Source organism: Bradyrhizobium manausense (assembly GCF_018129685.1).
Classification (GTDB): Bacteria; Pseudomonadota; Alphaproteobacteria; order Rhizobiales; family Xanthobacteraceae; genus Bradyrhizobium; species Bradyrhizobium manausense_D.
The window spans coordinates 524,081-539,679 of record NZ_JAFCLG010000002.1; the positions used below are offsets into that span (position 1 = coordinate 524,081).

Genomic DNA, 15,599 nt, shown 5'->3' on the forward strand with positions numbered 1-15,599 from the left:
CTGCGACCTTCACCGGATGCTTACTGCGGTTCTCCCTCGCGCTTTTCAGATCTGCTGATTCTAGCGAATAATTTCCGGATCTCGCTGCTTGTTGAGAGCGGAACGTCATCGGTATATTGCGATGCGGTGTCACATACCGGTGAACCCGTCCTCAATCATTTGCGCTATGGCTTCGGGACATTCCATCGGAAGGAAATGACTGTTCTCCCGAAATCTGAAGACGCGAGCCTGTGGAGCAAGTTCGACAATCTTCGCCGCATCGGCTTCGCCAACCGTACTGAAGCGCGAGCCATAGGCTAATAAGACTTTTCCTTTATAACGAGGAAGAAGCTCCCAAAATTCTGTTGTTGCTGCCTGGAAGGTCGCAGCTTCCCAGGCCGGATCGCAGGCCAAAGCAACTCGGCCATCATCTAAAAAATGCAAGCCACCCTCGAGGTAGTCGTCGAGCAAACCCTCTCGCCAAGAAGAAAACATCGCTTTTCCGGAGTAGGAATTTCGAATCTCTTGCTGCGAGGACCAGATTGACCGACGTTTACGAGCTTGAAGCGCAATATCAAATGGAATCAAGTTCCCTTCCCGCCGGTCCACGGCGACTTGGTATGCTCTATTGAATGGCACGAATGACGGTTCGATCATGGCGACACCGAGCGCCAAATCCGGCCTCCGGGCCGCCAGCATCAGGCTTACAGTTGCCCCTATGGAATGGCCAATAAGGAAAGCCGGCTCTCCGAAAACTTCGAGCAGATGCTCGAGATCAGCTTCGTATGTTTGCCAACTGACCAGATTTTCTGGAGCAGCCAATAGACACGTTCGACCATGCCCGCGCGCATCGGAAGCGACGATGCGAAATCTGTTCGAAAGTGGCTCCAACAATCTTCGGTATGTTTGCGCGTTGAATCCAGTCGCATGCGCAAAATGAAGGAGCGGGGCTTGGCTTCCCGCTTCACTCCAAGACAGCGCCGAAATTTCGCCGGCCGGTGTGGAGACCAACTCAACTCGCACGGCTTAGGCCCTTATCGCCCCAGCCGTCGTACTCACGGTCGACGGCTGCAAGTTGCGCCGCGAGTCGCCTTAGCTGTGACTGAAGCTGCACCAAATCGGTGGATGCGAATCCACTCCACATCGTAGCGTAAACGTCATCCGCCTCCCGACGCAGTCGCTTCAAGATGACGCTCGCTTCGGGACGAAGCCTAATGAGCCACACCCTGCGATCGCTGGGTGACGGCTCACGTTTAACGAGGTCCAGCTTTTCCAGGTCGTCAATCGCCTGGCCTACGCTGGCGCGTTCAAGTTCGAGCAGACGCGCCAATTCAGTTTGATTTATCCCGTTGTTGCGCTGCAAATGAACCAAAAGCCTCCATTTGGTTCGCGACAGCCCGGCAGATTGCATTCGATTGTCAAAAGTCCGACGCAGGCCTCGCGAGATCTCCTCCATCGCGAACGCAATGTCGTCCTTAATCGGGGCATCTAGCGTCATGACTGGCTCATATCGTATATCATAGCTTATTGTATGGCATCTTACACTAATCTTACATACAATCGCCGTCAACCGTGACTTTTAAGTTGTGTGCTTCGATATCTAGGGACAACTCGATGAGTGATGCGAAGTCATCTGCACTTTCGGTAGAAGCAATGGTGCAATTGTTTGCGCAGCACGTTCCGCATGGACGCGACCTCGGGATGCGCATTGACGACCCTGCGCCCGACGGCCGCACCCGAATGCGCCTTGCAGCGCAACCGTTCCTTGCCACCGATCCGGCAGGAACTTTCTTTTTTCCCGGTGTGATGTTCAGTCTTGCGGACTCCGCATGTGGCCTCGCGGTATTTCGCGCGCTGGGGTACTTCGTACCCATTGCAACGCTTGATATGCGTATCGACCATCTGGCACCCGCCACAATGGACGGCGACCTAATAGCTATGGCCGAGTGCTACCGACTCACTAAATCGATTGCCTTTGTTCGTTGCGAGTTGTTGAGCGGCCCGCATCAAAGGCTGGCTGCCGTCGTGATGGGCACGTTCATGCTCTCGTCTGCGTCGACGAAGGTCCCCGACCATGAGAGCGTTCTCGCCAATCGAGCGGCCCAGAAATGACAGAGAAAAGCAAAAGAGTCGCGTCTGCAATTTCGACAATGCCCTATGCTCGGCATCTCGGCATCGGCGTTGTTGTCGCAAACGGTGGCGCGGACTCCATCGTGTTTCAGCTGCCATTCGAGGCGCGATTGGTCGGGAATGTGACGTTACCGGCGTATCATGGCGGTGTTGTCGCAACTTTCATGCAGGTGGCCGCACTGACGACGGTCTATGATCTTATAACTGAGGATCGGCTGCCGAAGCTGGTGAACTTTTCTATTGATTACCTGAGCTCCGCTGGTCCTTTAGACCTTTACGCCAAGTGCGAAGTGCATCGGGTTGGCAGGCGGATTGCAACCGTCGGCATTCGTTGCTGGCAGAATGATCCAGAAGTTCCGGTCGCGTTAAGTCGGGCCCATGTATTTATTGGACCCCAGGCCTGATAGGAAAACGTTAGTGTGGATTGGACGATCAGATTGGAACCACTCACCAGGGACGGAGGTTTGTGCATTGACCACACTACTCCCAATCAGACCGAGAAATCGATCTCGTGGTAGTATAGCTAGGAGCACAGCAACTCGTGTGCCTCCATTGAACGAGGGATACGGAACGCAGCGGTGCAGTTTGCGACGACAACAATGCCGCGGCGGATGCCTTGTAAGAGGGAGTCATCGCTTCGCGAGTTTCGCGCGTCATCTCCAGTTGTCGCGGTCCGTCAGCTTTGAAGGAGCCAGACATGAATGAAATTGCTGATCGGGCTAAGATGATAATCGCTACGCATCTCGAAATACCCGCGGAAACGGTCACGGAGCTAGTCAGCTTTTTCGACCTTGGCGCTGACAGTCTCGATGGACTAGAGCTTGTACTGGCATTCGAAGACGAATTTGGCTGTGAAATTCCCGACGAGGTGGCAGAAGCATTTCGCACTCCAGGTGATGTCGTGAGCTACCTTGAGAAGAATGCAAAACATTGATTTGGTTAGCGGCCGGTCCCTGTTGGCAGCTCGACAGAAACTCCCGGTGCGTCGCGCGCAGCGCGCCCTTGAATTAGGGACGGTTGAGCCAACCCGATACGACTCGAGCACCAGCGCTTCAATCTGTCCCAGCAACCGCCGCGTTCCTGCAGCGGCGCGGTATCGAAACTACTTCGGTTCCCCAGCCGTGGAAGGCGCAACAGCCGCCGCAGCCTTCCGTTCCACGCCGCGCGTCACCAGACGGAAAGACAGCGGCACGAAGATGATCGCGAGGGCCGTGGCCGCGATCATGCCGCCTATCACGCCGGTGCCGATAGAATGGCGGCTGACCGAGCCAGCGCCTGTGCTGATCGCCAACGGCAAGACGCCCAAGATGAACGCCAGCGAGGTCATGACGATAGGCCGGAATCTAAGCCGGGCCGCTTCGAGCGCGGCATCGGAGACGGACAGGCCCTCGCGATGGCGTTGGGCGGCAAATTCCACGATCAGGATCGCATTTTTCGCGGCGAGGCCTATCAGCGTGACGAGGCCGATCTGGAAATAGATATCGTTCTCGATGCCGCGCAGCCAGATCGCGACGATTGCGCCGAACAGAGCGAACGGCACGGCGGTGACCACCGCCAGTGGGAGCGACCAGCGCTCGTACTGTGCAGCAAGAATGAGGAACACCATCAGCAATCCGAACAGAAAACCCTGATAACCTGTCCCTGTGGTGGACAGCTCCTGGTAAGCCGAGCCGGTCCAGCCGATGGAATAGTCGGTGCCGAGCGTGCTGCTGACGACCTCCTGCATCGCGACAAGCGACTGGCCCGAGGAATATCCCGGCGCCGGGTTGCCGAGGATCTTGGCAGCAGGGAAGATATTGAAGCGGTCGACGGTATCCGGACCGACTACACGTTCGACGCTCACCAGCGCGTTCAGCGGAATCATCGCACCGGTCTCGGCGCGCACATAGATGAATCGAAGATCCTTCGGGGAGGACCGAAAATCCGATTCCGACGACAGGCTGACGCGGTAAGTCCGTCCGAACAGGCTGAAGTCGTTGACATACAGGCTGCCGAAGCCGCTCTGCATCGAGTCGAATATGGTGTTGATGGGTACACCAAGGGTCTTGGCCTTGCCGCGGTCGATATTGATCCTGTATTGCGGGATGGAGGTAGAAAACTGCGTGCTGACGCCGCGCAACTCCGGCCGCTTGGCGGCCTCTGTAACCACCTTCCTGGCCGCCTCGGCCAGCGCTTCGAGTGACGCGCCAGACCGGTTCTGCAGAAATAGTTCAAAGCCACCGGTGGTCCTGATGCCCTGGATCGGCGGAAGATTGAAGCCGATCACGACGCCGTCTCGGAACAAGCCGTTGAGCTTCGACAGCCCGGGGGCGATTTCTTGCGCGTCCTCGCCGGCCCTGGTTCGTTCAGCCCAGTCCTTCAGCGTAATAAACGAAACGCCGGCGTTGGTCTTCTGCGCACGGGAGAGAATATCGAAACCGTAAAGCGATACGACGCCTTGCACGGTCGGCATCTTGGCGATGGCGTCCGATGTGACGGCGGCTACCGCACGTGTGCGGCTGCTCGCAGCCGCAGCGGGCAACTGCGTCACCATCAGCACATAACCTTGGTCTTCCTGCGGTACGAGACTGCCTGGGACTTTCGTGAACAAGTACCCCGTCGCGCCGAGCATTGCAGCGACAAGGACCACCGAGATGAAAGTCCGTTTCAAGAAAAACTCCACCACACCGGTGTAGCGCAAGGTAAGCCACGCGAAGCCACGGTTCAATACACGAAACGAACTTGCGGGTTCCTTATGCAGATTGAGCAACTGCGGGCCGAAGGAAGACGCGACTGCGTCAGCAGCACTTTTCGGAAGCGCAGCAGCGATACCATGAAATACGCGATCCCGATGGCTGACCAGTACTGGAAGCTCCGGCCAAACGATCTCGATCCCGGCCGCGCGGTAGAGAACCGCCATGATCTCCATTTAGCCGACAAAGTTCTTCGAACGCATAACAACCGCTCGCAATCGCTTGTCGTTCACGCGTGTGGTCCGTCTGTCTTTGGCTGCTTGTCGGGATCTATGTTAATCCGAAACCACGTCACATAGAGGGCAGGCAGAAACAGCAGCGTCAGCAGGTTTCCGACGATGATGCCGCCCATCATGGCGTAAGCCATCGGCCCCCAGAAAACCTCCCGGGCAATCGGAATCAGCGCCAGGCTCGCCGCCGCGGCTGTCAGAATGATCGGGCGCATGCGAGTCGCCGCAATTGCTCCGGGCCCAATCCAAAAGAGGAACTTACATGACACTGCGGCAGGTCGATTTTCTCGCTTCTAGCGAAATTGGTGTTATTTGCCGGAATGCTTTTGCTCGCATTCATGAACCGTTTTTGGCTCGTCCCGTCGATGACCAGGGCTTGCGCGGATGATCGTATTGAACGCGGCGCCCATTGAGCTCGATCAATGTGCGGACTGGTGGGAGGCTATCTAGATCAACATTACGATTAATATTACGATGCCGATCGTGGCGAGCCCACGGTCGGTACGCTTAGTGGCGCGAGGGGGAATTTTCAATGCCATTCAAAAGCATAGCTGTCTTTGTCGACCCCTCGCCCGCCGGCGAGGCGCGCACCTCCTATGCAGTTAGGATGGCATTCCGTCATGGAGCTCACCTCATCGGAATTTTCGCGGTGCCATCGATTTGGGATGGTAGTCCCGCGGAATCTTTTGTTCGAGGGCAGCAGGCTGTTCGGCTCGTCATTGACCGCCACCAGGCAAGTGAAGCAGCTGCGATGGACGCTGCGAACCGAAGTTTCTCGGCAGGCTGTGCTCGTGAAGACATCAGCTTCGAGTTCCGCTTCCTCCGTCAAGGTGACGTCAATGACAGCGTTACGCTGAATTCCCTGCATACCGATCTGGTGATCGTCGGTGGTCCGCGACCCGGTGGATTGCCGAGCGACTGGTCGGCTGAAGCGCTTCTTATCGCCACCGGCGTGCCATTTCTCCTTTTGCCGGAGCCCTGGACGGGGTCCGCTGCCGAGCATGTTGTTGTCGCTTGGAATGCCAGCCGCGAGGCGCGGCGCGCTATAGCAGATGCGCTTCCGTTTCTCGTCGGCGCGCTGTCCGTTACCATCCTCGTAGTCGATCCGCAGAAGAATCCCCGTCACGGCGAGGAGCCTGGCGCGGACGTGGCTCATTATCTGACCCGTCACGGAGCCAAGGTGGTCGTCGAACAGGTGCAGTCGCATGGCGACCCAATCGCCAACGTTATCCTGGCTTATGCGGAACGCCACAATACCGATCTCATTGTTGTCGGCGCTTATAGCCATGCTCGAACGACCGAAATGATCTTTGGCGGCGTGACCCGATCCTTGCTACGAGACGCCGCCGTTCCGCTACTGATTGCTCACTGAGAAGCAACAGTCTGCGACTTGTATCCGCTTGGCGAGGAAACACGGTCGACCCCTCGCGCGGACCAAAGTTTAGGCGCATGCCGATAAGTGTGCGAGCTCGCTCGGCGTCAAGCTACCGAGTGAGGTATGAGGTCTGCGTTGTTGTAATGCCACCTCCATTCTTCGAGCCGATCCATGGCGTCAGCCATCACACCCCGCTTCCAGTTTCATCTGGCGTTCAGTCTTCTAAACGATGCGCTTACCATTTTGCGGGGCAGTTCTCTAACTCAATCGATGTGTTTCCGGACTGCGCGCCCGTCTTAGGTCGACCGCGGATCTGCGGTTTTGTTTCCCAATACTGCAAAATCGCATTCACTCAAATTCACAAACGCAACTCTATTGGCGCACGAATGCCTACTAGTTCACGCAGTCGGAATGAACAATTCAGATACGCCATAGCCGGCTTCGATGGGCAACATGAGCCGCCGCCCGCCTTCGACCCGCTCGACACGCGGTAACACGGTTACGACCTTCGAGAGCCGGGTCGCCTCCACCGCAGCTTGCACCGACGGAAATTGTGCCAGCTTTTGCAGGTTGAGACGGGTGGGCGGAAGCAGAATGCGATGCCCAGCATCGGCATCGCATATGGCTTGGCGTGGCGCGATCCAGAATCCCTCGGTCGCCTCCAATCCGTCGTGCTCTCCGGTCTGCTCGACCGGGGCAGCAATAAGGAAGAAATGAGTATCGAATCGCCGGGGCGGTCCAGGTGGCGTAATCCAATGGGCGAAATGCTCCATGAGATCTAGGGCCGGCTTCAGTTTTTCTTGTTCAAGCAGTTCGCTAAACGAAATCTTGCCGTCGATTAGCGCATGCCGATGTGTCTCTACGAGGATGCGGGTTTCATCGGCGCCGAGCAACTGCGGCTCATCCTGCCGCCTAGCCAATAGCAAGCCCGCCTCCTCGAAGGTCTCGCGAATGGCAGCGATCCAGAAGGATAAAATCGGTTCTGAACCACTTGGCGCTATTGAATGTCGCCAAAGCTCATTCCCGTCTTCCGGCTCGGCTTTGCCGCCGGGAAATACTAGCGCTCCGGATGCAAAGTCTATCTGATGATGACGCACCACCATATACGCTTCGATCCCTGCCGAACCATTGCGCAGGATAACAGCTGAGGCCGCCGGCATCACGGGGATAGCTTCTGGCTTGGGTATGTTCATGTTTATCGTCCTTTGGGCTTTCACTTTCACGTGTACCGAAGTGTGACTTCCATCGCGATAGTCCCCTCCGGCGTGAGGGCCCACAGCTCCGCGCCTTTTCCGCCGTCAAGAGTGCGGCCAACAATGCTGAAGGGCGCCGTGTCGAATAGTGGCGCACGGGCTCGCTGCGTGAACGATTTTAGCGTTTGTCCTGGAGCGTGATCCCGCGCAAGGTCAATCAGGCACTGCTGCGAGTATGGACCATGCACAACAAGTCCGGGATAACCCTCGATGCGCATCGCATAATCTCGATCGTAATGAATGCGGTGCGGGTTGAAAGTCAGCGCGGAATAGCGGAACAATGAAACTGGATCCGTCATAATCGTCCGGAGCCACGGCGTGTCAGCCGGCGGCTTGTTCCTTTTCGGCGTAGCGCTCTGCTCTCCAGCCTTCGCTTCTTCGCGGAACACCGTGTGACTTTGTTCGACGATAGCGAGGCCGCGAGGTGTGAAAATGCGACGGGTCTGTGTCGCGAAAATCAACGCTCCGGTACCGCCCGACCGCAGCGAGACATCGGTGAACTCTGTCTCGCGCCTGAGCGCATCGCCGACGCGAATAGGGTCGTGGAAGGCCAGTTCGGTTCCCGCATACATGCGCCGTGGAAACGGCATCGGGGGCAGAACGCCGCCAGAGGTCGGCAACCCATCATCACCGAGTGTCGCCTTGGGCGACAGAGGCACGAAATACACCAGATGCCATCCCGGCGGGATCGTCCCCCCGGGCCCAGGAATCCGTTCCTCCCGATCAAAGGTCACCGCTAGTCCTCGGAGCGGGGCCTGAGTGGCTACATCTTCCTCGACGACTTTCGTCCCGATATGCTTGCGCAGTGCGTCAATGTCGACGTTCATGTTGATGCCGCTCCCGGTGATGAGATGGTCACGACGCAGTTACACAGGCAGGAGTCACCAGATCGGGTTTAACCTGTTCGAAAATGATACGAACCGGCAGTCCAAGTTTGACGTCCGTCTCCTTGGCGCCGCGGAGAGGGACTTGCATCCGCACGCCCTCTTCGAGGTCAACTGTGACCAGAATGTACGGGAGCTCGAGCTTGAACCCCGGATTGAAGGCGTGATGGGTGATAGTCCAGCTATGGACCGTTCCCAGGCCAGAGGCCTCTATCCATCTCACCTCAAACGAGTAACAGACGTCACAAACGGGCCTCGGATAGTGACGAATTTTTCCGCATTGCCCGCATTTTTGAAGAAGCAGCCGTCCACTCTTGAGTCCATCCCAATAAGGCTTCGACTCATAGGTTGGCTCAGGAACTGGCTTAAGATAGGCCTCCGCAGTCATTGCGATCATCCTTTGCGCATGATCGCGACGGATCCGTCGCCCATATCGCCGTATCCAGTCACAAGGCCGATCTCGGCTCCCCTAACTTGTGCCTTGCCGGCCTCGCCTCTGAGTTGACGCACAAGTTCAACAATGTGGTTCATGCCAACCATGTGAGCCTGAGAAAGAAGCCCGCCGTGGGTGTTGATCGGTAATTCTCCTCCAAGCCGAATGGCTCCGCTCGCAACAAACGGGCCCCCCTCACCTTTCTTGCAAAAGCCGAGGTCTTCAAGCTGACACAGCACGATGTAGGTGAAGCAGTCGTAAATCTCGGCAACGTCGATATCGCCAGGCGAAACACCGGCCATGGCAAATGCTTTCGGCGCAGCCTTCGCGATCCCGAGGCGCGTCAAATCCGGGCGTTGAGTGATGACACTCGGTGAATCCGGGTGGCCTTCGGCCACCCCCATAATATAAACCGGTGGCTTGCCAAGATCGTTTGCCCGGTCTGCACCGCTGACCACGATGGCCGCGCCGCCGTCGCTTTCCAGGCTGCAATCATAGAGCCTCAAAGGATCGGAGATCATGCGAGACGCCTGGTGATCCTCAAGGGTCAGTGGTCTCGTCATCATGCCATTGCCGTTGAGAATTGCATTGTGACGGGTAGACACGGCAATTTCGCCAAGCTGCAAGCTCGTTGTACCGAACAGTTCCATATGTCGACGGGCCATCGGCGCATATAGCTGTGCCGGGGCGATCGCGCCGACCGGCATCTCATGCTCACCAACCACCTTGAACTGGGGCATTTGCTGAACACGCGTGCCGATACGACCCGCAGATGAGCCGTTACGACCGATCGGAATCAGCACGTTACTGCACACACCACCGCTTATCGCGAGCAGCGCACATTGTATGGCCGCGACGCAACTGGCTCCGCCTAGCGGCGCGGTGGCCGAAAAGCGCAAGTCAGATATACCGAAATTCGTGACAAAGTCTTCGGCTACGACAAGCGAATTTGAATATGGAATAATGCCGTCGATCTCTTTGGGACTGAGCCCCGCATCCGCGATCGCATTCAACGAAGCCTCGAGTTGAAGCGCAAGTACGCTCTTGCCCGACATGCGAGTGTACTTGGTCTCTCCCACACCAGTGATGGCGGCCTTTTCTTTCAGTGACATGAGGCAAAGCTCCCACGGCGGTTCGCGACGCCTGAACGCTTTCCGCGACGACGGAACGACCGTTCAAGCTTTCTACTTGACGTCGATCGCCCAGAATAGGATTATTTCGAACAGACGTTAGATTTAATTCGTAGCGCGGTCAATCGACTGGGGTTCGCCCTTTCCGTGTAGGGCAACGGGCACAACCGCGCCTGGGAAAGAACATCTCTATGGACCTCCGCTACAGCTCGCGACATCGCGCTCTTCAGGAGGACGCTCGCAGCTTCATAAAGGAATATGGCCACCTTTCGCCGAAAACCGGGGGTGGACGGAAGCGGCCTGACGCGCGAGCCCTGGATTGGCAAGAGCTTCTGCTGGAGCGCGGCTATTTTGCCCGCAACATTCCCCGTGAATATGGCGGCTTCGGCCTGCCGGTCGACATCATGGAATTGGCCATCATCGCCGAAGAATTCTCGATCGCGGGCGTGTCTCCGGGCATCATGAACCAGGGCATTTCCATGCTGGTGCCGACATTGCTCGAGGTCGGAACGAAGGAGCAGTGCATTCGATGGATCGGGCCTACCATCCGCGGTGACATCATTTGGTGCCAGGGCTATTCGGAGCCCGGTTCGGGCTCCGACCTTGCCGCCGCCAAAACCAGCGCCCGTGTCGAGGACGGCCAATTCATCGTCAACGGCCAGAAAATCTGGACGAGTTCTGCCCATTACGCCGACATGATGTTCCTTCTTTGTCGCACAGAGTCCGACAAGAGCAAGCACGATGGGCTGTCCTATCTTCTTGTCCCCATGAATGCGCCTGGCATTGAGGTGCGCCCATTGGTCACAATGACTGGCCGCGCCGAGTTCAACGAGACGTTCTTCACGGATGTCCGCGTGCCAACCGACCAGATTGTGATGGGACGCGGCGACGGCTGGCATGTCGCCAATGTCACCTTGAAATACGAACGGATGCTGCTCGGCGACGCCAACAAGCTGACCTACCGTCTGGCGAGGGCTGTCGAATTGATGAAAAAAACGATGCTCGCTGGCCGCAGGTTCATCGACATCCCCGAATATCGCGAGCGGCTGCTGAAACTGCAGGGCGAGGTGATGGCCTCGAAATACCACGGTCTTAGATTAATGACCGAGCAGGCCAAGGGCGAGGATTCGGGGGTCAAGCGCTTGATCGTCAAGCTGAACGGGACGATGATTGCGTATCGGCTGTCATCGCTGGTCGTCGACGTGCTCGGCGCGGCAGGCCTCGCTTACGAACCGGTGGGCGAAGCGTCCGAGGACGACGAAGCCACCACCTGGCAAATAGATAACATGTACGACATCGGTCTCATCATCGGTGGCGGCTCATCGAATATTCAGAAGAACATCATCGGCGAGCGCGGGCTGGGCCTGCCGCGCGAGCCGAAGTCCGTCCCACCAGCCGTGAGAGGGTGAGCATGGAGTTCGGTCTCAGCGAAGAGCAATTAATGCTCACGGAGTCCTTGCGCGGCTTTCTGGACGAAAGACTGCCCATGAACAAGTTGCGCGAGATTGCCGAGGGCGGCTTGGGCTTCGATGGTGAACTATGGTCGGGCCTTACCGAGCAAGGCATCATGGGCATCATGGTCCCCGAGGACTTTGGGGGTCTGGGCCTCTCGCTGCTTGATGCAGCTGTTGCCGCGGAGGCACTCGGGTATCACGCAGCACCAACGCCATTCGCGGCTGCGCTGGTCATGGCCCCCCTCACCCTGATTGCCAGTGGAGACCGCGCCCAGCAAAAAGCATGGCTGCCGCGGATCGCAAGCGGCGAAGTCCGGATCGGGGTCGGGTTCGCCGGCATGTCGGGCCAGACCGGCGAAGCAGTCGCCCGCCTTGACGGAAATAAGCTGTCCGGATGCATAACGGGTGTGCTCGATGGCGGGGATGCGACGCATTTCATCGTTTATTTGGGTGACGGCCGTGCTGCCCTGTTCGCTGCGGTCGAGGAACCCGGTGTCAGCGTAAGCACGCATCGCAGCTTGGATCGCACGCGACCGGTAACGGCTTTGGTATTGCATGATGCGAGGGCTGCGATCCTTGGTGCCGCCAACGACCCGAAGGCAGCGGCGACCGCCGTGCTCGACGCAGGTCGCGTCATGCTCGCAGGCGACACGCTGGGGGCGGCGCAGTCCATGTTTGACAAGGCGCTGCTCTATTCCAAAGAGCGGGTTCAGTTCAATCGTGTGATTGGTTCGTTTCAAGCCGTCAAGCATACGCTTGCCGACATTATCACCATGCTCGAGCCGTGCCGCTCGTTGGTCTGGTACGCGGCTCACGCTCAGGACGGGCCTGCCGAGGAAGCGCGCGTTGCCGCGCTGCAGGCAAAGGCGCACCTGGGCGATGCCGGACGCGAAATCGCCCGTCTTGCGACCGAGGTTCATGGTGGCATGGGATTTACGGACCTGCTCGGCCTTCATTACTGGTTCAAGCGCATTGCGTTCAACCGGCAGCTTCTTGGGGCTCCCGAGCGCTGCAGGCACGAGGCCGCCGTCGCGCAAGAATGGGTGAGTTGAAGCGTCCTCTAGTGGCACGAATGTTCAGTAGTGGCAAGAATGGTCAGGGAACGTAATCCCATAGAACACTTAGTCGTAATCGAACGTCCGACGTCGATCTGCAGAATATTCGATACGCTGTGGCAGCAGCGGGTCACGGTAGCTTTCGGCGCGCGTCCGAAGTATTGTTGCTTCGGCAATCCACGCTTAGCCGTTGCATTAGCCAGCTCGAACATTCGCTCGGTATGACCGTCTTCGAGCGATTCAGCGGCGGGGTACGAGCAACGATGGCTGGACGAGATGTTCTCCGAACTGCTCGATCAATCCTGGAACAGATGGATTCGCTGGCGAAGAGCACGCACCACGTCGGCCGTGGCGAAGCGGGACGGCTGTCCCTTGGCTTCTATACATCGATTTCCACCGGGAATCTGCGGACAACGCTCGTGGATTTCCAGAATCGGTCGCATCGAAATTTACCGGTTCGAGCAATACTCTGCCTTGTCTGGAGCGCCGCGACTCGGCTGCTCACGGAGTAAGCCGCATCATCTTACAACCAAAAATTGTCTTAATGTTTTACACGATCCAACTCGGCGCAACTTAAGCATGATGGTGTCGCTCATATGGACAATACGAATTTTGCCGGCCTGTCCGTCGGGGGCCGACGCTTAACCGTTGTATTCAGTCAACTTCAACACGCAGTCGCTGCGGCAGATTACGGGAGTTTCAGACAAGCCGCCCATGCATTGTCGATAAAGCAGTCGACACTCAGTCGTTCTATCCAGCTACTTGAGCACTCGATGGGCGTCGTCATCTTCGAGCGGTCAAGTGGTGGCGTTCGCGCAACGCCGGCGGGTCGTCACTTTCTGCGCATGACGCGCTCGATACTTGAACAGATCGAGGCGCTGATCGCATCGACAAGAGCGAATGGATCTGGCGAATCCGGTCGTCTCATCATCGGTTTTTGTACTTCGCTGACGGCAGGAAATCTGCGCGCGACATTGCTCGACTTCAAGAAGCTATTCCCGCAGGTCGAACTTGTTACCGTCGAGAGATCGAGAACGCGGCTCTCAACCGCGCTTCGCAACGGTGTCATCGACGTGAGCATCATCACGGGCGACCCGCAACTCCTCGATAGCAACACCACTTCGCTCTGGAGTGAACGAATTCTGGTTGTTCTGCCGAGTGATCATCTTCTGGCTGCGCGCGAAGTCATTTACTGGACAGATTTGCGGGATCAGACTGTTCTGCTCAGCCATTACGATCCAGGACGCGAGCTAGAGGATCTCTTGAATGCAAAGCTGGTCTCCCCTGGTGATCGGCCCCGCATCGAACGTCATGACGTGAGTCGTGGTGTCATCAAAAGCTTGATCGCGGTGGGGTTTGGCATCAGTCTTGTACTGGAATCCGATATTGGCGCCAACTTTTCCGGTCTGGTCTATCGGGAGTTGCGCGACGGGACGGGGCCAAGCCGCATCGGCTTTTCGGCGGTCTGGCGGACCGACAACGAAAACCCTCCCCTCCAAAACTTCCTCAAAATGCTTTCCGAGCGCTATCACCTCGGTCCGGTGTCCCCGTGAGACGCCCTTCGTGATCTTGCAAAAGCGCGGTCAGTCGCCATGAAGCGCGCCAACATTGGCGCGATCAGCTTTGCTGGATCATGCGCAGACTGGCCGCTCTCGTGCGCGAGAATTTCGGCGTAAGCAAGCAGATCACGATGTACGGCCGCGGGGATCTCGACAGTCAACTTCACCGACTTATCGTCAGCGATGGCGCCGAGTTTAAGTTTTGCCATATCTATCTCCCTACCCTTTGTAAGGCTCAAGGACCAGATCGCGGTTGACGATCACGCGGACCGGGAAACCCGGCCGAATTGTCAGCGTTGGCTGAATGTTTAGATTCCGCTGAACAACTTTCTGTCCAGTCTGATTTAAACTGTCGCTCGATCCGCGACGAAGCGCCTGGATGACGTCGCTATTGCTGCCAGTACCGGAAGTGGATCCAAGCTCACTGCCGACGCCGAGCAAGGTAGACAAGAGCGCTGCCTTGAACAGAGCGCCCCAATGGTTGTCGACGTCGTCCTCAAGGCCGGCGTAACCGGCGGTATCGGCACCGGCCTGACGCTCCAACACGATTGAGCGACCGTTCGGCATGATGAGGCGGGTCCACACCAGCAGGACGCGCGACTGACCGAAGGCAACCTGGCTGTCATAAATTCCGATGAGCCGCGTCCCTTGCGGAATGAGGAGGAAACGCCCGGTCGGGCTGTCATAGATATTCTCGGTTACCTGAGCGGTGATTTGGCCCGGGAGATCCGAGCGGATTCCCGTAATCAGCGACGCTGAGATAACGTTACCCGCCTGCACCACATAAGACGACGACGGCGCGGCGACCCGATCCGGGCTTGTGGTGCGGCGATCGACCGAAGCGTTGACGAAGGCTAACTTGCGATCCTGGCCGTTCTGCGCGAAGGCGTCGTCCGCTGCCAGCGCGGGCTGGCTGGTCTGGTTCGGCACCGTCGTCGAGGAGGTACCGACCGAAGCAGCCTGTGCAATCGAGGGTGCCAACTCTCGAATACTGGTCGATGCAAACAGCCGGCTCAAGCGGGCTGCCTCGGTTTCCTGACCGAGACGTTGCTGCTCGGAATCGATTGCAGCTATCCCCGCCGACGGCGAGTTTTGCGCGTTCAAGATCGGACGTCCGAGATCGCCTGGCAGAGCCGGTCCGAGCGGTGGTGCCTGGCGAGGCATACCGGCATAGTCGCGTGGCAGTCCGGTAAGGCCATCGGCGACGTTGTGATGGTCCGTCGTGTAGAGCTCTGACAGCGCTGACGTGTGCGATCGATTGTTCTGCAAAGCCCAAAATATCGCGCCTAAGATGGCAGCCGATCCGATTGCCGCGCCGCCAGCCAGGACCTTCCGGGACAGTCTTGTGACGCGCGGGCGCTCAGCGCGCAAACGCATCGAGCCCG

The 15,599-nt window shown here is 57.7% G+C and carries 18 protein-coding genes and 1 pseudogene; 9 read left to right on the forward strand and 10 right to left on the reverse strand.

The genetic code is table 11. The features are described 5' to 3' along the window. Positions 1 to 129: 129 nt before the first annotated feature. Together JQ621_RS10120 and JQ621_RS10125 are read right to left on the reverse strand one after the other, a co-directional pair. Positions 130 to 990 carry an alpha/beta fold hydrolase gene (locus JQ621_RS10120; RefSeq protein ID WP_212234257.1) on the reverse strand — a complete coding sequence of 287 codons (861 nt, stop codon included), beginning with the start codon at positions 988 to 990 and terminating at the stop codon, positions 130 to 132. Position 991: 1 nt separating this feature from the next. Then, positions 992 to 1,477: a MarR family winged helix-turn-helix transcriptional regulator gene (locus JQ621_RS10125; RefSeq protein WP_212234258.1), complete on the reverse strand. Its 486-nt coding sequence runs from the start codon at positions 1,475 to 1,477 to the stop codon at positions 992 to 994. A 116-nt stretch (positions 1,478 to 1,593) separates the two neighbouring features. On the opposite strand from JQ621_RS10125, the gene JQ621_RS10130 reads away from it, so the two are divergent. The 3 genes from JQ621_RS10130 (at position 1,594) to acpP (ending at position 3,043) form a co-directional block, all read left to right on the forward strand. Next, positions 1,594 to 2,091, forward strand: coding sequence for a PaaI family thioesterase (locus JQ621_RS10130; RefSeq protein WP_212234259.1), 498 nt, complete (start codon positions 1,594 to 1,596; stop codon positions 2,089 to 2,091). Beyond that, positions 2,088 to 2,513, forward strand: coding sequence for a PaaI family thioesterase (locus JQ621_RS10135; RefSeq protein WP_212234260.1), 426 nt, complete (start codon positions 2,088 to 2,090; stop codon positions 2,511 to 2,513). The genes JQ621_RS10130 and JQ621_RS10135 overlap by 4 nt, the downstream gene beginning before the upstream one ends. A gap of 293 nt (positions 2,514 to 2,806) precedes the next feature. Then, positions 2,807 to 3,043: an acyl carrier protein gene (gene acpP / locus JQ621_RS10140; protein ID WP_212234261.1), complete on the forward strand. Its 237-nt coding sequence runs from the start codon at positions 2,807 to 2,809 to the stop codon at positions 3,041 to 3,043. A gap of 168 nt (positions 3,044 to 3,211) precedes the next feature. Here the strand turns inward: acpP and JQ621_RS10145 are convergent, their stop codons facing one another. Together JQ621_RS10145 and JQ621_RS10150 are read right to left on the reverse strand one after the other, a co-directional pair. Beyond that, entirely contained in the window at positions 3,212 to 5,008 is a 1,797-nt protein-coding gene (locus JQ621_RS10145) for an efflux RND transporter permease subunit (protein WP_409334210.1), read from the reverse strand. A 62-nt stretch (positions 5,009 to 5,070) separates the two neighbouring features. Beyond that, positions 5,071 to 5,289, reverse strand: a pseudogene (locus JQ621_RS10150) (hypothetical protein); the annotation flags it as partial. Positions 5,290 to 5,391: 102 nt separating this feature from the next. Between JQ621_RS10150 and JQ621_RS36000 the strand changes: the two are divergent. Continuing rightward, positions 5,392 to 5,484, forward strand: coding sequence for a hypothetical protein (locus JQ621_RS36000; protein WP_409334211.1), 93 nt, complete (start codon positions 5,392 to 5,394; stop codon positions 5,482 to 5,484). A 119-nt stretch (positions 5,485 to 5,603) separates the two neighbouring features. Next, positions 5,604 to 6,443, forward strand: coding sequence for a universal stress protein (locus JQ621_RS10155; RefSeq protein WP_212234263.1), 840 nt, complete (start codon positions 5,604 to 5,606; stop codon positions 6,441 to 6,443). Positions 6,444 to 6,844: 401 nt separating this feature from the next. Here JQ621_RS10155 and JQ621_RS10160 read toward each other — a convergent pair whose 3' ends face one another. From JQ621_RS10160 to JQ621_RS10175, 4 genes are read right to left on the reverse strand one after another with little or no spacing between them, the layout of a single operon-like run. Then, positions 6,845 to 7,639 carry an NUDIX hydrolase gene (locus tag JQ621_RS10160; RefSeq protein ID WP_212234264.1) on the reverse strand — a complete coding sequence of 265 codons (795 nt, stop codon included), beginning with the start codon at positions 7,637 to 7,639 and terminating at the stop codon, positions 6,845 to 6,847. A gap of 26 nt (positions 7,640 to 7,665) precedes the next feature. Beyond that, positions 7,666 to 8,526: an HTD2 family dehydratase gene (locus JQ621_RS10165; RefSeq protein WP_212234265.1), complete on the reverse strand. Its 861-nt coding sequence runs from the start codon at positions 8,524 to 8,526 to the stop codon at positions 7,666 to 7,668. 28 nt (positions 8,527 to 8,554) lie between these two features. After that, entirely contained in the window at positions 8,555 to 8,971 is a 417-nt protein-coding gene (locus JQ621_RS10170) for a Zn-ribbon domain-containing OB-fold protein (protein WP_212234266.1), read from the reverse strand. A gap of 5 nt (positions 8,972 to 8,976) precedes the next feature. Next, complete coding sequence (locus JQ621_RS10175) at positions 8,977 to 10,128, reverse strand: thiolase C-terminal domain-containing protein (protein WP_212234267.1); 1,152 nt, start codon at positions 10,126 to 10,128, stop codon at positions 8,977 to 8,979. A 209-nt stretch (positions 10,129 to 10,337) separates the two neighbouring features. Between JQ621_RS10175 and JQ621_RS10180 the strand changes: the two genes are divergently transcribed. The 4 genes from JQ621_RS10180 (at position 10,338) to JQ621_RS10195 (ending at position 14,208) form a co-directional block, all read left to right on the forward strand. Beyond that, positions 10,338 to 11,555 (forward strand): acyl-CoA dehydrogenase family protein, encoded by a 1,218-nt coding sequence (locus tag JQ621_RS10180; protein ID WP_212234268.1) that lies wholly within the window; start codon positions 10,338 to 10,340, stop codon positions 11,553 to 11,555. Positions 11,556 to 11,557: 2 nt separating this feature from the next. Continuing rightward, positions 11,558 to 12,652, forward strand: a complete 1,095-nt coding sequence (locus JQ621_RS10185; protein WP_212234269.1) for an acyl-CoA dehydrogenase family protein — start codon at positions 11,558 to 11,560, stop codon at positions 12,650 to 12,652. Between the two features lie 107 nt (positions 12,653 to 12,759). After that, positions 12,760 to 13,167 (forward strand): LysR family transcriptional regulator, encoded by a 408-nt coding sequence (locus JQ621_RS36005; RefSeq protein WP_409334216.1) that lies wholly within the window; start codon positions 12,760 to 12,762, stop codon positions 13,165 to 13,167. Between the two features lie 84 nt (positions 13,168 to 13,251). After that, positions 13,252 to 14,208: a LysR family transcriptional regulator gene (locus tag JQ621_RS10195; RefSeq protein WP_212234271.1), complete on the forward strand. Its 957-nt coding sequence runs from the start codon at positions 13,252 to 13,254 to the stop codon at positions 14,206 to 14,208. On the opposite strand, the gene JQ621_RS10200 is transcribed toward JQ621_RS10195, so the two are convergent. Further along, complete coding sequence (locus tag JQ621_RS10200; protein ID WP_065724889.1) at positions 14,184 to 14,423, reverse strand: DUF2274 domain-containing protein; 240 nt, start codon at positions 14,421 to 14,423, stop codon at positions 14,184 to 14,186. The genes JQ621_RS10195 and JQ621_RS10200 overlap by 25 nt on opposite strands. 10 nt (positions 14,424 to 14,433) lie before the next feature. After that, positions 14,434 to 15,591, reverse strand: coding sequence for a TraB/TrbI/VirB10 family type IV secretion system protein (locus tag JQ621_RS10205; RefSeq protein WP_212234323.1), 1,158 nt, complete (start codon positions 15,589 to 15,591; stop codon positions 14,434 to 14,436). Positions 15,592 to 15,599 lie beyond the last annotated feature (8 nt).